13 protein-coding genes are annotated in these 15,670 nt (G+C 72.4%); 5 read left to right on the plus strand and 8 right to left on the minus strand.

Going from position 1 to position 15,670, the window contains the following annotated elements; all coding sequences use genetic code 11:
* Positions 1 to 3: 3 nt before the first annotated feature.
* The gene (locus AB0C22_RS24005) at positions 4 to 2,562 is read right to left on the minus strand and encodes a nitrate- and nitrite sensing domain-containing protein (RefSeq protein WP_357537130.1); all 2,559 of its coding nucleotides are present in this window, start codon (positions 2,560 to 2,562) and stop codon (positions 4 to 6) included.
* A 69-nt stretch (positions 2,563 to 2,631) separates the two neighbouring features.
* On the minus strand, positions 2,632 to 4,059 hold the full coding sequence (locus AB0C22_RS24010; RefSeq protein ID WP_357537132.1) for an FGGY family carbohydrate kinase: 1,428 nt from the start codon (positions 4,057 to 4,059) through the stop codon (positions 2,632 to 2,634).
* A gap of 230 nt (positions 4,060 to 4,289) precedes the next feature.
* Here AB0C22_RS24010 and AB0C22_RS24015 point away from each other — a divergent pair, with 230 nt between their 5' ends.
* Positions 4,290 to 6,209, plus strand: coding sequence for a chorismate-binding protein (locus AB0C22_RS24015; protein WP_357537134.1), 1,920 nt, complete (start codon positions 4,290 to 4,292; stop codon positions 6,207 to 6,209).
* 134 nt (positions 6,210 to 6,343) lie between these two features.
* On the opposite strand, the gene wrbA is transcribed toward AB0C22_RS24015, so the two are convergent.
* Positions 6,344 to 6,961 (minus strand): NAD(P)H:quinone oxidoreductase, encoded by a 618-nt coding sequence (gene wrbA, locus AB0C22_RS24020; protein WP_208569787.1) that lies wholly within the window; start codon positions 6,959 to 6,961, stop codon positions 6,344 to 6,346.
* Between the two features lie 85 nt (positions 6,962 to 7,046).
* Here wrbA and AB0C22_RS24025 point away from each other — a divergent pair, with 85 nt between their 5' ends.
* Both AB0C22_RS24025 and AB0C22_RS24030 read left to right on the plus strand, forming a co-directional pair.
* The gene (locus AB0C22_RS24025) at positions 7,047 to 7,538 is read left to right on the plus strand and encodes a GNAT family N-acetyltransferase (protein WP_219463596.1); all 492 of its coding nucleotides are present in this window, start codon (positions 7,047 to 7,049) and stop codon (positions 7,536 to 7,538) included.
* Between the two features lie 292 nt (positions 7,539 to 7,830).
* Positions 7,831 to 8,937: a winged helix DNA-binding domain-containing protein gene (locus tag AB0C22_RS24030; RefSeq protein ID WP_357537136.1), complete on the plus strand. Its 1,107-nt coding sequence runs from the start codon at positions 7,831 to 7,833 to the stop codon at positions 8,935 to 8,937.
* Positions 8,938 to 9,614: 677 nt separating this feature from the next.
* On the opposite strand, the gene ugpC is transcribed toward AB0C22_RS24030, so the two are convergent.
* From ugpC to AB0C22_RS24055, 5 genes are all read right to left on the minus strand, one after another.
* Positions 9,615 to 10,820 carry a sn-glycerol-3-phosphate ABC transporter ATP-binding protein UgpC gene (gene ugpC, locus AB0C22_RS24035; protein WP_219463600.1) on the minus strand — a complete coding sequence of 402 codons (1,206 nt, stop codon included), beginning with the start codon at positions 10,818 to 10,820 and terminating at the stop codon, positions 9,615 to 9,617.
* Between the two features lie 8 nt (positions 10,821 to 10,828).
* Positions 10,829 to 11,662: a carbohydrate ABC transporter permease gene (locus tag AB0C22_RS24040; protein ID WP_357537138.1), complete on the minus strand. Its 834-nt coding sequence runs from the start codon at positions 11,660 to 11,662 to the stop codon at positions 10,829 to 10,831.
* Position 11,663: 1 nt separating this feature from the next.
* Positions 11,664 to 12,563: a sugar ABC transporter permease gene (locus AB0C22_RS24045; protein WP_067308257.1), complete on the minus strand. Its 900-nt coding sequence runs from the start codon at positions 12,561 to 12,563 to the stop codon at positions 11,664 to 11,666.
* Entirely contained in the window at positions 12,560 to 13,849 is a 1,290-nt protein-coding gene (locus AB0C22_RS24050; RefSeq protein WP_357537140.1) for an ABC transporter substrate-binding protein, read from the minus strand. The genes AB0C22_RS24045 and AB0C22_RS24050 overlap by 4 nt, the downstream gene beginning before the upstream one ends.
* A 234-nt stretch (positions 13,850 to 14,083) precedes the next feature.
* On the minus strand, positions 14,084 to 14,338 hold the full coding sequence (locus tag AB0C22_RS24055) for a flavin reductase (RefSeq protein WP_357537142.1): 255 nt from the start codon (positions 14,336 to 14,338) through the stop codon (positions 14,084 to 14,086).
* A gap of 293 nt (positions 14,339 to 14,631) precedes the next feature.
* Here AB0C22_RS24055 and AB0C22_RS24060 point away from each other — a divergent pair, with 293 nt between their 5' ends.
* On the plus strand, positions 14,632 to 15,429 hold the full coding sequence (locus AB0C22_RS24060) for a helix-turn-helix transcriptional regulator (protein ID WP_357537144.1): 798 nt from the start codon (positions 14,632 to 14,634) through the stop codon (positions 15,427 to 15,429).
* Positions 15,426 to 15,608: a DUF397 domain-containing protein gene (locus AB0C22_RS24065; protein ID WP_204926244.1), complete on the plus strand. Its 183-nt coding sequence runs from the start codon at positions 15,426 to 15,428 to the stop codon at positions 15,606 to 15,608. Before AB0C22_RS24060 ends, AB0C22_RS24065 begins: the two co-directional genes overlap by 4 nt.
* Positions 15,609 to 15,670 lie beyond the last annotated feature (62 nt).

Below are 15,670 nucleotides of genomic sequence, written 5' to 3' on the forward strand. Positions count from 1 at the left end.
TCATCACTGTCGTCCTCCTTCGCTGCGCACACCCGGCGGCAAGATTAACTCGGTGGTCTCCTCGGCCTCGGCACGGCGCACGCCGCTGTAGAGCCGGGACAGCATCCCGCCCACCGCCTCCGGGTCCAGGTCCTCGCGTACCCGGGCCGCCGGCCGGGCCGGCTCCGTCACCGAGGTCAGCTGGGCCATCGGCACCCGCACCGGCAGCCCCCGGTCGTTGGTGCCGCCGGTGACCGGGACGAGCGGCGGCGCCGGCGTGCTCTCCCCCAGCGACACCGGCGACGACGGGGCCGGACCCTGCCGGGACCACCAGCCGCCACCGGTGTCGGCCGGGGGCGCAGCGACCGGCGCCAGCACGTCCGCGGCGCGGACCGGCAACGGGGCCGGCGCGTCGGGCCGCTGCTGCGGCACCCCCGGCCACTGCTGCGGTGGCCGGCCGGCCACCGGCAGGTCGACCGGGTGGACCGCACCGGGCTGGCGCGACGCCCCGACGGGACGGGGCGCGGCGGTGACCGCGGTGGTGAGGGCCCGCTGCCCGACCGGCATGTCCAGCTCCACGGCGGGCGCCGGCGCGAGCAGGCTCGCCGGCAACGCGATCCGCGCCACCAGCCCCTGCCCCGGGGCGGCCAGCTGCACCCCGACGCCGTGCCGTGCGGCCAGGTGGCTGACCACGAAGTGACCCATCCGCTCGATGGCCGCCACGTCCGCCGCCGGTGGTGCCGCCAACACCGCGTTGGCCTGCGCCAACGCCGCCGGGCTCATGCCGAGACCGGCGTCGGCGACCTCCACCACCGCACCGCCGCCCTCGGCCCACGCGCTCACCCGGACCGCGGTGTCCGGCCGGGAGAAGGCAGTCGCGTTCTCCAGCAGCTCCGCCATCAGGTGGACCAGCTCACCGACGGCGTGCCCGACCACGTAGAGGTCGGCCACCGACTCGTGGCGGACCCGCTGGTACTGCTCGATCTCGGCGCTCGCCGCGAGCAGCACCGCACCCAACCGCACCGGCCGGTTCCACCGGCGGGTGGACTCGGTGCCGGCGAGCACCAGCAGGCTCTCGTCGTTACGGCGCATCCGGGCGGCCAGATGGTCCAGTTTGAACAGGTTCTCCAGCTGGTCCGGGTCGGCCTCCTCCCGTTCCAGGTCGTCGAGCAGCTCCAGTTGCCGCTCCACCAGCACCTGGCTGCGCCGGGCCAGGTTCACGAACATCGCATTGACGGTACGGCGGGTCTCCGCCTGCTCCACGGCGACGCTGACCGCGCTGCGGTGCACCGCCACAAACGCCTCGGCCAGCTCGCCGATCTCGTCCAGGGACCGCACCACGGCGGGCGGCACGTCGATCCTCGGCACCCCGCCGTCGACGGCCCGCAGCCGGTCCAGGGCGTGCGGGAGTTCGACCTGGGCGATCCGTAGTGCCTGGTCACGCAGCCGCTGCATCGAGTTCGCGATCGACCGACCGATCAGCACGGCCAGCAGCACCGCCAGGGCGAGCACCACCACGATGCCACCGAGCACCAGCAGGGTGGTGCGCAACTGGGCGCCGCTGACCTCGTCGGCCCGGACCACCGCGTCGTCGAGGACCCGGGTCTCCAGCTGCCGCAGCAGCGCCTGCCGCTGCTCGCTGACCGTCCACCACTGGTTCGCGGGCAACACCGCGGGCAGGGCGGTGCCGCCGGTGGTGATGCTCTTCTCCTCCAACCGGGTGGCGTCGACGAACGCCCCCTGCCGGGAGGTCCGGTCGTACGCCTGGATCTGGCCGGTGGTCGCGGCGACCCGGAACGCGCCCAACGCGGCCAACTGCTGGGCCCGCAGGTCGGTCAGGTTCACCTGGTCCTCCAGGCCGTACCGGCCGGCCCGGCCGGCGGCGTACAGCTGGGCCCGGATCCGCGACGACAGCTCCTTGACCCGGGCCAGCTGCACGTAACGCAGCACCGCGTCGGTCAACTCCGGACGCTCCGGCCCGGGGTTGGGCTCGGCGAGCAGGCCGAGCAGCGCCTCCACCGCCCGGTGGTAGTTGCCCAGGATGGTGTCGCTGCTCAGCACCGCCGGCGGCACCGCCGCCCGGATGTAGACCACCTGGTCGTACGCCTCCAACGCCTCGGCGTAGGCGACCTGCCAGGCGGCGTCGGAGTCGGCCAGCGGGCCGGCCGCCTCGCGCAACGCACCGATGGCCGTGTCGGTGGCGGAGTGCAACGGCCGCAGGGCGAGCTGCGCGGCGTCCCGGTCGGCGGCGTTGCCCGCGCGGCGCAGGGCCGCCAGTTCACCGGCGGTGCGGTCCCGTTCCTGCTGGAGCCGGTCCACCACGGTGGTGATCTGCTGGCCGATGCCGACCTGCCGGGCGAAGTCGTTCAGCGCGGTGGTCCGCCCGACCAGCCCCGCCGTCTGCACCCCGGCCAGCACCAGGAAGGCCACCGACGGGATGACCAGGACGGTGGCGAGCTTGGTCCGCATCCGCCAGTCCCGCAGCCGCAGCGGCGAACGCCGCCGGTGCGGCACGACCCGCTCGTCGAACCGGTTCCGACCCGGCGACTCCGCGCTCGGTGTCGGGTCGGGACCTGCGTCCACGTCTCGCCTCCTCGGTCCCCGTCCCCACGACGGGTGGCCCGGTCCATCCAACCAGGCCAGACACCGGTGTCAACGGGTCGACGGGGCATCCGACCGGGCGGACGTGCCGGACCCGACGGTCGAGGTCGGCGAGGGGTCCTCCTCCGTACGGCCGGTGCCGGCGAGCCGGTCCGCGTCGGGCACCCGACCCAGCGCGACCAGCGCGGCCCCGGTTGCCCCGATCTCCCGCTCGGCGCGGTGCCGGACCGGTCGCGGGGCGAGCGCGGCGGCGAACGCCGTACGCCACCACGCGGAGGCGGTCACCGCTCCCCCGCCGAGCACCACCTCGACGGGTGCGTCGACACCGGACTCCAGCACGGCGAGGTCGTCGGCGACCATCCGGCACAGCCCGGTCATCAGCCCGGCGAGAATGTCCACCCCGGTGCTGGAGAAGCTGAGTCCGTGCAGCTCACCGGAGCCGGCCGGGGCCAGACCGGGCGGCCGGTCCCCACCCAGCCGGGGGTTCGCGGCGAGCACGCCGTCCGGCGCCACCCGGGCCAGCGCCGCGTCGAGTTCGGCCCCCTCGGGCAGCCGCAGTTCCCGGTTCGCCCAGGCGAACAGGTTCCCGCCGGACGAGTAGGCCGCACCGGTCACCACGTGCTCGTGGTCCACCCGATAGCGCCACAGCGACGCGGGCAGGGGCGGCAACGCCGTCCCTGCCGGGACCCGCTGGACCAGCCGTACCGCGGCGGAGGTGCCGACGGTGACCGCCGCCCGGCGGGGGTCCACGCAGCCCGAGCCGACGTTGGAGGCGGCCCCGTCACCGACCGGCGCGGCCCAGTCCGCCGCGGCGAGTTGCGGCCACCGCCGGGCGTGCCCGGCCCGCAGCCGACCGTGCCAGCCCATCGGGGCCAACTCGGGAAGCTCACCCGGGCGGACCCCGGCCAACGCGACGGCCTCGTCGTCCCAGTCGAGGCGGCGCAGGTCGAGCAGGCCGGTGCCGGACGCCATCGACACCGACATCGGCGCGTCGACGAGCAACTGGCCGAGGACGTACTCGACCAGGCCGGCGAACCGGGTCACGCCGGTCGTGCGTTCCCGCAGCCAGGGCAGCCGCACCGACCAGTAACAGCGATGCCACCACGCCCCGGTACGACGGTGGAAGTCCTGCGGATCGGCCGGACCGCTCGCGCCGGGGGCGGCTGCGGGCCGGGTGTCCAGCCAGGTCAGGACCGGGCCGAGCGGGTCACCGGCCCGGTCCAGGGGCAGCACCGAGTGCCACTGCGCGCAGACCGCAACCAGGCCCACGTCGCGCAGGTGGCCGGCGGCGGCCAACTCGTCCAGACACTCGGTCAGGCCGGCCAGGTAGGCGGCGGCGTCCAGGGTGCCGGCGCCGTCCCCGGTGACCGACAGGTGCACCTTGCGGCGGGCCAACGCTTCCGGCAGCGGGTCGGCGTCGGCGTCGAGCACCAGTCCCCGTACCGAGGAGGTGCCCAGGTCGAGGGCGAGAATGTTCATCGCGGATCACGCTACCCGCAGCTGCGGGTGGGAACGCCCTTCCCCGTCGTCCCCGCACCGCCTAGGGTGGGGGCATGCTCGCGCACCTGACCTGCTGGTGGCCCGCCGACCCGGCGGCCATCCCCCGCGCGTAGCTCTCACGCGGCCGCCCCGACGAGGCGGCCGACGGTTATCTCCCCGGCACCGGGGCCGCCCGACGACGAGGCGGCCCGGCCGACGAGGAGAACCCGATGAACCACCCGTACGACCTGCTCGCCGTCCTCGCCGACGGCGGGGACCCCGGCCCGTTCGCGCTGGTCCGCCGCGACGGCGTCGACCACGTCGACCTGTTCACCGGCCCGGTGGGCGTCGCCGACCACCTCGCCGAACTGCCGCTGCCCGAGGGCGGTCCGGGCCCCCGGACGCTGGCGCTGGTGCCCTACCGGCAGATCGCCGAACGGGGCTTCGCGTGTGTGGACGACGGCGTCCCGCTGGAGTACCTGACCGTCGAGTCGCACGTCGCGTTGCCGCTGGCCGACCTGCTCGCCGCCCTGCCGACCGGACCGGTGGTCACCCGCGACGCCGCCTTCGACGTCGACGACGACGAGTACGCCCGGATCGTCGACCGGGTGCTGGCCGAGGAGATCGGCCGGGGCGAGGGGGCGAACTTCGTCATCCACCGCACTCTGCACGCCACCGTACGCGGCACCCCGTTGGGTGCCGCGCTGGTGGCGCTGGGCCGGCTGCTACGCGACGAGCGGGGCGCGTACTGGACGTTCCTGGTGCACACCGGCACCCGGACCCTGGTCGGCGCGAGCCCGGAACGGCACGTCAGCGTCGACGACGGCCTGGTCATGATGAACCCGATCAGCGGCACCTTCCGGCACACCGGGACGGCCGCCGACCGGGACGCGCTGCTGCGGTTCCTGCACGACCCGAAGGAGGTCGAGGAGCTGTACATGGTCCTCGACGAGGAACTGAAGATGATGGCCGGGGTGGCCGAGCACGGCGGGCAGGTGGTCGGGCCGTACCTCAAGGAGATGTCGCACCTGGCGCACACCGAGTACCTGCTGGCCGGTCGGGGCACCCGCGACGTCCGGGAGGTGCTGCGCGAGACGATGTTCGCCCCGACGGTGACCGGCAGCCCGATGCAGAACGCCTGCCGGGTGATCGCCCGGCACGAACCTACCGGCCGGCGGTACTACTCCGGGGTGCTGGCGCTGCTGGGCCGCGACGCCGAGGGCCGGCAGACGTTGGACGCGCCGATCCTGATCCGGACCGCCGAGATCTCCCCCGCCGGGCGGCTGCGGGTGCCGGTCGGGGCGACCCTGGTGCGGCACTCCACCGCCGCCGGTGAGGTCGCCGAGACGCACGCCAAGGCCGCCGGGGTGCTCGCCGCGTTGGGGCTGGGCCCGCAGGCGGCGACGGTCGGTGCGTACCCGCCGGTGCGGTGGGCCGACGATCCGCAGGTACGGGCGGTGCTCGCCGCCCGCAACGACCCGCTGGCCCGGTTCTGGCTCGACCAGCGGGCCCCCGGCGCGGTGGTGCTGCCCGGGGCGGCGGGCCGGCGGGCGCTGGTGGTCGACGGGGAGGACACCTTCACCGGAATGCTCGCCCACCAGTTGCGGGCGCTGGGCCTGACGGTGGACGTGCGGCCCTGGCACACCCCCGGCCGCACCGACGGATACGACCTGGTGGTGGTCGGCCCCGGACCGGGTGACCCGGGCGCGGTCGACGACCCGAAGATGGCGGCCCTGCGCGGGCTGCTGACCCGGCGGCTGGACGCGGACCGGCCCACCCTGGCGGTGTGCCTGGGTCACCAGCTGCTCAGCGGGCTGCTCGGATTGACGCTGCACCGCCGGGCCGCGCCCTACCAGGGCCTGCAACGGCAGGTGTCGCTGTTCGGGGTGCCACGTCGGGTGGGTTTCTACTCGACGTTCACCGCCCGGGCGGCCACCGACCGGATCGGCTCGCCGTACGGCCCGGTGGAGCTGGCCCGGGACCCGGCCGACGGGTCGGTGCACGCGCTGCGTGGGACGACCTTCGCCGGGGTGCAGTTCCATCCGGAGTCGGTGCTCAGCCGGGACGGCCTGGCGGTCCTGGCCGAGCTGCTGGGTCAACTCCTGGCCCGGCCGGCGCTGGCGGCGCACGGCGACCCGGTGGGCGGGTAGTGCGGCGGTGGGCGGTGGATCGGACGGTGCTGGCGACCCGTCCGATCCACCGCCCACCCGCCGGCACTGCCCCACCCGCCGGTCCGGTCCGGCGGGTCGACCTGGTCCGCCGGCTCGGTCTGGTCCGCCGGGGCTCAGCCGGCCAGGCCGCGCTTGACGGCGGCGCCGATGCGGACCGCCCGCTTGGCGGTCAGCGCGGTGGCCGCGAGCGCCACGTGGTCTGGGGCGATCTCCCCGTTGTTGCTGGTGTGCGACGCGCCGTACGGGTTGCCGGCGACGAACTGACTCGGGTCGGTGTAGCCGGGGGTGACCACCACACCACCCCAGTGGTAGAAGATCGTGAACAGCGACAGCAGGGTCGACTCCTGCCCGCCGTGCGAGGTGGCGGTGGAGGTGAAGCCGCTGTAGACCTTGTCGGCCAGCGCACCGTTGGCCCAGAGCGGGCCGGTGGTGTCGATGAACTGCTTGAGCTGGGCGGCGATCATGCCGTACCGGGTGGGGCTACCGAAGATCACCACGTCGGCCCAGGCCAGATCGTCGATCTCGGCCTCCATCACGTCCTGGGTCTCCAGCCGGTGCGCCTGCCAGCCCGCGTTCGAGCGGATCGCCTCGTCGGGCGCCAACTCCCGCACCTTGCGCAGGCGCACCTCGGCTCCCGCCTCACCGGCGGCCTCACAGGCCGCCTGCGCCATCTGGTAGGTGATGCCGGTCGCGCTGTAGTAGATGACCGCTACCTTGACCTGGCCGTCCATTCCTGTGTCCTCCTCGGTTCGGGTCAGCTCCCGCGACTACCCGGTGGTTGCCGGGTCAAACGTTCCCGCGTGGCATGATCCGGACATGCAGCTGCGCGCCGCCACCGCCGGGGACTGGCCCGCGATCTGGTCCTTCCTGCGCGAGATCGTCGCCGCAGGGCAGACGTACACCTGGCCGCGTGACGTGAGTGCGGACGACGCCCGCCGACGGTGGTTGGTCGTCCCACCCGGTCGGACGGTGGTCGCGGTGGACGACGACGGGACGGTCCTGGGGACGGCGAAGCTGGTCGCCAACCAGGAAGGGCCGGGCGACCACGTGGCCAACGCCAGCTTCATGGTCGCGCCGACGGCGGCGGGTCGCGGCGTCGGCCGGGCCCTCGGGGTGTACGTGCTGGAGCTGGCCCGGCGCGACGGCTACCGGGCGATGCAGTTCAACGCGGTCGTGGCCAGCAACACCCGGGCGGTGGCGCTGTGGCAGTCGCTGGGATTCGCCGTGGTCGGCCGGGTCCCGGAGGGTTTCCGCCATCCCGACCTCGGCCTGGTCGACCTGCTGGTGATGCACCGCCGGCTCGACTAGACCGGCCGGCGACACCGGGAGTTTCGGCCGCAGCTCAAGATTTCCGCAAGTTCCGCCCGGGAACGCTCCCACGCACGGACGGGAACGCGATCCTGGGGGCACGGACGCCGGGGTGGGGGCCACCCTCGGGGTTCGGGGGGACCTGCACGGGGGATCGCGCTCCGCCGGTTCGGCAACCGGCGTAGCGCGATCAGGGGTCTCCACCCACATGACCACCGCGCTGCGCGCCCCGCGGTGGCGGTCCGGTCCGGGTGTGCCGGCCGACGTCGGGGGTCGCTCCTATGCTGGCCGCATGGTGGAGCTGACCGGCGGCGAGGCGCTGACGTTGCGGATGACCGCGCTGGGCCTGCGGGAGCACCCGGGTGGCCGGCCGGTGGACGTGGCCGGGGTGGTGGAGTGGTTCGGTGCCATGCAGGCCCAGGACGCGGCGAGCGGCCTGTGGTCGCTGGGCCTGCGGCTGCCCGGTCACACCGAGGCCGACGTACGCGCCGCCCTGGAACGACGCGAGGCGCTGCGCACCTGGCCGATGCGGGGCACCGTGCACCTGGTCCCCTGCCGCGACGCCCGCTGGATGCTGGAGCTGACCGGGGTACGCGCCCTGGCCGGGGCACCGGCCCGCCGGGCCACGATCGGGCTGACCGAGGCAGACGCCGACCGGGCCGCCGACGTGCTCGGCGCGGCGCTGGCCGGCGGCGGCCGGTTGACCCGCGCCCAGTGCCTGGCCACACTCGCCGCCGCCGGCATCGACACCACCGGCCAGCGCGCCTACCACCTGCTCTGGTACGCCAGCCAACGGGGTGTCACCTGCATCGCCCCGCACGTGGGCACCGAGCAGACCTTCGCGCTACTCGACGAGTGGGCCCCCGACCCGCACCGGCCCGAGCGCGACGAGGCGCTGGGCATCCTGGCCCGGCGCTACTTCCGCAGTCACGGGCCGACGACCCGGCGGGACTTCACCGGCTGGACGGGGCTGACCGCCGCCGACGCGAAGCGCGCCATCGCGGTCGCCACCGACGCCGGGCAGTTGGCCGTGGTGCACGTCGACGGCGTGGAGTCGCACCTCGACCCGGCGTTGCTCGACGCGCCCCGCCTGCCGGTGGACGACGTCCACGTGCTCCCCGGCTTCGACGAGTATCTGCTGGGCTTCAAGGACCGCACCCTGATGGTGGACCCGGCGCACGTGCCGGCGGTGATCCCCGGCGGCAACGGCGTCTTCCAGTCCACGGTGGTGCGCGGCGGCCGGGTGGTCGGCACCTGGAAGCGCCGCCTCGCCCGGACCAGGGTCACCGTGACGGTGCAGCCGCTGGTCCCGCTGGACACGGAGATCAGGCAGCGGGTCGGGGTGGCGTTGGAAGGCTACGCCCGCTTCCTCGACCTGCCGTTGCACCTCTCCTGGTAGCCCGCCGCATCCCGCAGCCCCTCGTGCCGGAACTCCCGGCCGCCGCCCGCGCCGCACAGCCCCCACAGGCCGCACAGTCCGCCTGGGCCGGGCAGCCCCATAGGCCGCGCAGCCCTCCTGGGCCGGGTAGTCACCACGGGCCGGGCAGCCGCCACGGGCCCGGTAGCCACCACGGACTGGGTAGTTCCTGCGCGCCGCAGTGATGCGCACACATACCGAACACCTTGCCCCGGTGACAACTCAGCGTAATTCTCGGCAGTATTACTGCCAGTAATCGGCCGCCTCGGCTGCCGAGAAGCCAGAAACCCCACCCTCATGTGCCCTGAACTGGTAATTCACCGAAACACCTCGCCGACCGCCGCCACACCCACCCGCCCCCTTTGCTCTGCTGCCATCCACGCGACAGTTGCGGAAAGTGAGCGTCGCATCGGTGGCAGCAGAGCAAAGGGGCCGAAGGTGGTGGGGCGAGGCGGACGTTTGGGTTACTGTCCGTGCTGGGCGGGTGGCGGCGAGCCCCGAGGTTGGGCTCGGACGGCGCAGGCCGTCACCGGCCTCGTGGGCAGCCGCACCGGGCCGCTGCGTCTGCGGTCCCAGCGGGGCTGCGGTCCCAGCGGGGCCTGCAGCCCCAGCGGGGTGGGCCGCCGCCGCTGGGGCCGGACGTCCGGGCCGGGAGGGGATCAGTTGCCGAGCGTGCCGGCCGACCGGCCCTCGTGCAGGGTGAGATTCCGCCCGTTCGACGGGTCGAACAGGTGGATCTTCTCCAGGTTGAACCAGACCCGCCGGTCCTCGCCCTCCTGCACCGGCGACTCGGCCGACAGCCGGGTCACCAGGTTGCCCCCGCCGCCGCTGAAGTCGGCCCCGGCGTCGGCGGCCAACTCCTCCAGCTCGGCGGCGCTGGCCCGCTGCCCCTCGACGGTGAAGTAGACGTACTTGTCGGAGCCCATCGACTCGACGATGTCGGCGGGGGCGGTGAACTCCATGCCCCGGGCCCGCGCCTCGTCGTCGATCAGTTCGGCGTCCTCGAAGTGCTCGGGGCGGATGCCGAGGATCAGCTCCCTGGGCGCGTCGGCCCCCTCCAGCTCGCGGCGGATCCGGTCGCCGATCGGCACGTCACCCAGGGCGGTCCGCAGCTTCCCGTCCTCCACGGCGGCGTGCAGGAAGTTCATCGACGGGGAGCCGATGAAACCGGCGACGAAGAGGTTGCGGGGGTGGTCGTACAGCTCCTGGGGCGGGCCGACCTGCTGGATCGCGCCACCCCGCATGATGACCACGCGGTCGCCGAGGGTCATCGCCTCGGTCTGGTCGTGGGTCACGTAGACGGTGGTGGTGCCGAGCTTCTTCTGCAACCGGGACACCACGGTACGCATCTGCACCCGCAGCTTGGCATCCAGGTTGGACAGTGGCTCGTCCATCAGGAACGCCTTGGGCTGCCGGACGATCGCCCGGCCCATCGCCACCCGCTGGCGCTGCCCACCGGAGAGGTTCGCCGGCTTGCGGTCGAGCAGCGAGGTCAGCTCCAGCACTTTCGCCGCCTCGTCCACCTTCTGGTCGATGGTCGCCTTGTCCAGCTTGGCCAGCCGCAGCGGGAACGCCATGTTCTCCCGGACGGTCATGTTCGGGTAGAGCGCGTACGACTGGAACACCATTGCGATGTCCCGGTCCCGGGGCGCCTTGTCGTTGACCCGTTGCCCGCCGATGCGCAGCTCACCGGAGCTGATGTCCTCCAGCCCGGCGATCATGTTGAGGGTGGTGGACTTCCCGCAGCCGGACGGCCCGACCAGGATGACGAACTCGCCGTCGGCGATCTCCAGGTCGACGTCCTGCACCGCGACGGTGCCGTCGGGGAAGCTCTTGCTCACCTTGTCCAGCACGATGTCAGCCATTTTGTCACCTATCCCTTGACTGCGCCGGAGGTCAGACCGGAGACGATGCGGCGCTGGAAGAAGAGCACGAACAGGATGATCGGAATGGTGATCACCACGGCGGCGGCGCAGATCGCCCCGGTGGGGTCCTCGAACTGCGACTCGCCGGTGAAGAACGACAGCGCCACCGGCACCGTACGGGCCCGCTCGGTCGAGGTGAGCGTGATGGCGAACAGGAAGTCGTTCCAGCAGAAGATGAAGACCAGGATCGCCGTGGTGAACAGGCCCGGGGCGGCCAGCGGGGCGATGACCCGCCGGAACGCCTGCGCCTGGGTCGCGCCGTCCATCTTCGCGGCCTTCTCCAGGTCCCACGGGATCTGCTTGAAGAACGCCGACAGCGTGTAGATCGCCAGCGGCAGCGCGAAGGTGATGTACGGCAGGATCAGCCCCGGCCAGGTGTCGAAGAGGCCGAGTTGCCGTTCGATCTCGAACAGCGGCGACACCAGCGACACCTGCGGGAACATCGCGATCAGCAGGGACACCCCGACCAGCAGGCGCTTGCCGGGGAAGTCCAGCCGGCTGATCGCGTACGCGGCCATCGCGCCGAGGACCACCGCGATGAGCGTGGCGATCAGGGCGATGCCGATCGAGTTGGCCAGGGCGCGGACGAACTGGTCGGTGTCGAAGATGCTCCGGTAGTTGTCCAGCGTCCACTCCCGGGGCCAGAACTTGCCGTCGGTGAGGGTGGCCGGGGTCTTGAACGACAGGGAGGCGATCCAGAGCACCGGGACCAGGGCGAACACGACGACGATGACGTCGATCAGGCCCCAGCGCAGCTTCGCGCGGGTGGTGGTGTCGGCCATGTCAGCGCCTCTCCCCGTCGTCGCTGCCCGGGGCAGCGGTGCCGAACAGCTTCACGAAGACGAACGCGATGATCGCCACCGTGATGAAGATCAGCACGGACATCGTGGAGCCGATGCCGAGGTTGAGCCCCCGGATCAGGTTGTTGTAGGCGAGCATCGACACCGACGAGGTCTCGTTGCCGCCGTTGGTGAGCACGAAGATGTTGTCGAAGACCCGGAACGCGTCGAGGGTGCGGAACAGCAGGGCGACCAGGATCGCCGGCTTCATCACCGGCAGCATCACCTTGGTGAACCGCTGCCAGGCCGTCGCCCCGTCGGTGGAGGCCGCCTTGAGCAGGTCCTCCGGCACCAGCGCCAGCCCGGCCATCAGCAGCAGGGCCATGAACGGGGTGGTCTTCCAGATCTCCGCCAGCATGATGATCGCCAGCGAACTGGCCCGCTCGGTCAGTGGCGCGCTGCCGTCGAACAGGTTGGCCAGGTAGCCGGTGCCGGGCGTCCAGGCGTACCGCCAGGAGAACGCGGCGACGACCGTGACGATGCCGTAGGGGATGAGCGCGGCGGTCCGGACGATGCCCCGGCCGACCAGGGTGCGGTGCATGACCAGGGCCAGCCCCATGCCGAGCACCAGCTCCACCGCGACGGTGACCACCGTGATCAGCATGGTCACCCCGAACGCGGTCCACCAGAACTCGTTGCTGAGCACGGTGACGTAGTTCTCCAGCCCGATGAACTCGCGCTGGTCGGGGAAGCGCAGGTCGAAGCGCTGCAACGACAACCAGACCGAATAGATGATCGGGTACGCGGTGACCAGCACCATGACCAGCGCGGCCGGGGCGCACAGCAGCCAGCCCAGTTTCCGCTCGGCCTTCTTGTTCTCGCTCAGCGGGGCTCGCCGACTCACGGCAGGACCCCCTTGGACTGGAGCGCGTCGGAAATCGCGTCGCGCAGCTCCTTGGCGGTCTGCTCCGGCCTGATCGCCGACGGCGGCGACAGGATCGCCGACATCACCGTGGAGATGCTCTGGTACGCGGGGGTCAGCGGACGGACCGCCGGCTCCTTCAGCTCCTCCAGGATGGTCTCCTTCATCGGGTACGCCTCGTCCATCTCCGGGTCGTCGTAGACCGCCTCGATGGTCGGTGGCACCCCGTCGTTGATCGCGGAGAACTTCTGGTTCTTGGCGTCCCGGAGGCACTTCGCCGCCTCGAAGGACTCCGTCGGGTGCTTGGAGTAGGCGCTGACCGCCATGTTGACCCCGCCGATGGTGACCTTGCTGGGGGTGTTCGCGTCGATGCCGGGCACCCGGGCCCACTTGACCTTCTTGGCCAGCTCCGGGTCGGCCTCCTGCAACGCCGGGTAGACGAACGGCCAGTTGACCTGGAAGGCGCCCTTGCCGGACTGGAAGTCCAGCCGGACCGGATCCTCGGTGGAGTTGCTGAACGACGGTGACGTCACGCCCGACGTGGCGAAGCGCTGGAGCTGGTCGAGGGCCTTGACGGTGCCTTCGTCCATCACGGCCTGCTTGCCGTCGTCGCTGAGGATCTTGCCCCCGGCACTCTCGGCGAGCGTGTTGTAGAGCACCACCAGGCCCTCGTACTGCGCGCCCATGGTGAGCACCTGGTACGGCTTGCCCTGCCCCTTGAGGTCCTTGGCGACGGTGATCATGTCGTCCCAGGTCTTGGGTGCCTGCGGGACGAGGTCGCTGCGGTACCAGAGCAGTTGCACGTTGGTGTTCTTGGGCGCCCCGTAGAGCTTGCCCTCGTAGCGGGCGGTGTCCAGCGGGCCCGCCAGGGTGCCCTGTTCGACCTCGGACTTGTCCTGACCGGTCCACTCCCGGATCCACTTCGCGCTGGCGAACTCCTGGGTCCAGGTCACGTCGAGGCCGAGCACGTCCATCCCGCTGTCCTCGGCGGCCAACCGGCGGACCAACTGCACCCGCTGGTCGTCGGCCTGCCGGGGCAGCACCCGGTAGGCGATCTTGTAGCGCCCCTCGGCCCGGGTGTTGCAGTCGTCGACCACCTTCTGCAGGTTCTGCTCGGGCGGGTAGTACAGGTTGATCGTGGGCGTACCCCCGCCACCGTCGTCGGTGCCGCACGCGGCCAGCGGCGCGACCAGCGCCAGCGCGGCGGCGGCCGCCCCGGCCCGGAGCGCCGGCCGACGCCGGTGTCGGGCCGTTCCGGGGTCCGTCATCACCCTCCCCCTCTCTTCGGCGAAACCGGGGAGGTCAACCCGTGCCCCGGTGCACGGCAAGCCGTTACCGGGCCGGTGAAGTGCGGAAACGCGCCGCCCCGGGGTGTTGCGTGCGCCTACACTGCCCGACCTGCGAAGTCGTGAAACCTGTCGGTAACCGGAGTCGGGACGGGTGAGGCCGGGCCCATCGCGCAGGCCGTCACCGGTGTCCGGGTCGTGCCCGTGCGGGCGGTTTCAGCGCCGGGCCCTGGCCCAGGTCAGGAAACGTTCGGTCATCCGGGCCGGCGGGTGCCCGGGGTGCAGTTGGGCGAGCTGGTTGGTCGCCTCGTGCATCAGGGTGCCGAGGTAGACCAGCAGCCCGGTGCGGTCCCTGCGGTACTCGGTGAGCAGGGCGAGCTTGGCCGGCTGGCAGGGCCACTCCCGGCCACAGTTGCGGCACCGCCACAGCGGGCGCATCGCGACGTGCGGGACCGGCGGTCGGACCACCATCACCGCCACCTCCTCGAATCGTGGGCGCGGTGGCCCCCGGCCGTCGTGGCCGGAGGCCGACCGCATCGACCTGGGATTGGAATGGGCCGCTCCCGCACGGGGGGTGTCGGGAGCGGCCCCGGGCAGGGCCCGCTGCCGCCCTCCCCGGCTGCCAGCGGGCCCGCCACCGGTGACAGTGTGCTGACCGGACCAATACTGTCGATACACGCTCACGTCATCTGCGCAGCTCAGCAGGGTGGGTGAGCGACCACGAGCGACCCGCCGGTCCACGGTGGGCAGGAACCGGGGGTGTGATGGGGACGGCTACCGACTACGTGTTGGAGGAGTTACGCCTGTTCCGGGCGTCACTCGCACTCAGCCAGGAGGATTTCGGTAAGGGCATCGGCTACTCGGGGTCGCACGTCAGCTCGGTGGAGACCGGCGGCCGGGCGCCCACGAAGGAGTTCATGAAGGCCGTCGACGGCCACCACGACACCGGCGGGCGCTTCCTGCGGATGCTGGACCGGTTGGGCCGGCTCGACGCCGAGCCCGCCTGGCTGCGGGAGTGGATCGAGTTCGAACGGGAGGCGACCACGCTGCGCTGGTTCGAGCTGGCGTACGTGCCGGGCCTGTTGCAGACCGAACGGTACGCCCGCGCGACGCTGGCCGGCGGCCGGTTCGCCCCGGAGGACGTCGACCGGATCGTGGCGTCCCGGCTCGAACGGCAGGCGATCCTGCGGCGGGAACGCCCACCGCAGCTCATCTGCGTGATCGACGAGACGGTGCTGCGCCGGCCGGTGCTCGACCAGCCGGGGCTGATGATCGAGCAGTGCGAGCACCTGGCCCGGTTGACCGCCGAGGAGCACGTCCAGGTGCACATCGTGCCGACCGACGCCGGCATGTACCTGGGGCTGGCCGGGCAGTTCATCATCGCCGAGATGCCCGACGGCGAGCGGGTCGCCCATGCGGACAACCAGCTCACCGCGCAGATCGTCGATACGCCGACCGATGTCGCTACGCTGGCCAGAACGTGGGAGATCGTGCGGAACGAGACGCTCCCCCGCCGGCAGTCAAACGAGCTGATCGAGGAAGTGGCGAAGTCATGGACATGATGACCCCGCAGTGGCGGAAGTCGACCAGGTCCGGCGGCAACGGCGGATCGTGCGTCGAGGTCGCCGACAACCTGCCCGACCGGGTGCTGGTGCGCGACACCAAGGACCGCGAGGGCGGCACCCTGCACTTCGACCGTACGGCCTGGACCGCGTTCGTCGGCTACGCCAAGCGGCACTGACCAGGTCGGTCGACCAGGCTCCCCCGCACCGCCGGGAGCCTGGTCGACCCGGCCCGGCCGCC

Source organism: Micromonospora sp. NPDC048894 (genome assembly GCF_040649765.1).
Lineage (GTDB): Bacteria > Actinomycetota > Actinomycetes > Mycobacteriales > Micromonosporaceae > Micromonospora > Micromonospora antibiotica.

What these genes read in the sequence shown, in the direction of transcription:
- AB0C22_RS24025 (WP_219463596.1), top strand. Translation starts at nt 7,047, where the DNA reads ATGCAGCTGCGCGCCGCCACCGCCGGGGACTGGCCCGCGATCTGGTCC.
- AB0C22_RS24010 (WP_357537132.1), bottom strand. Translation starts at nt 4,059, where the DNA reads ATGAACATTCTCGCCCTCGACCTGGGCACCTCCTCGGTACGGGGACTG.
- AB0C22_RS24055 (WP_357537142.1), bottom strand. Translation starts at nt 14,338, where the DNA reads ATGGTGGTCCGACCGCCGGTCCCGCACGTCGCGATGCGCCCGCTGTGG.
- AB0C22_RS24060 (WP_357537144.1), top strand. Translation starts at nt 14,632, where the DNA reads ATGGGGACGGCTACCGACTACGTGTTGGAGGAGTTACGCCTGTTCCGG.
- AB0C22_RS24015 (WP_357537134.1), top strand. Translation starts at nt 4,290, where the DNA reads ATGAACCACCCGTACGACCTGCTCGCCGTCCTCGCCGACGGCGGGGAC.
- AB0C22_RS24030 (WP_357537136.1), top strand. Translation starts at nt 7,831, where the DNA reads ATGGTGGAGCTGACCGGCGGCGAGGCGCTGACGTTGCGGATGACCGCG.
- wrbA (WP_208569787.1), bottom strand. Translation starts at nt 6,961, where the DNA reads ATGGACGGCCAGGTCAAGGTAGCGGTCATCTACTACAGCGCGACCGGC.
- ugpC (WP_219463600.1), bottom strand. Translation starts at nt 10,820, where the DNA reads ATGGCTGACATCGTGCTGGACAAGGTGAGCAAGAGCTTCCCCGACGGC.
- AB0C22_RS24050 (WP_357537140.1), bottom strand. Translation starts at nt 13,849, where the DNA reads ATGACGGACCCCGGAACGGCCCGACACCGGCGTCGGCCGGCGCTCCGG.
- AB0C22_RS24065 (WP_204926244.1), top strand. Translation starts at nt 15,426, where the DNA reads ATGATGACCCCGCAGTGGCGGAAGTCGACCAGGTCCGGCGGCAACGGC.
- AB0C22_RS24040 (WP_357537138.1), bottom strand. Translation starts at nt 11,662, where the DNA reads ATGGCCGACACCACCACCCGCGCGAAGCTGCGCTGGGGCCTGATCGAC.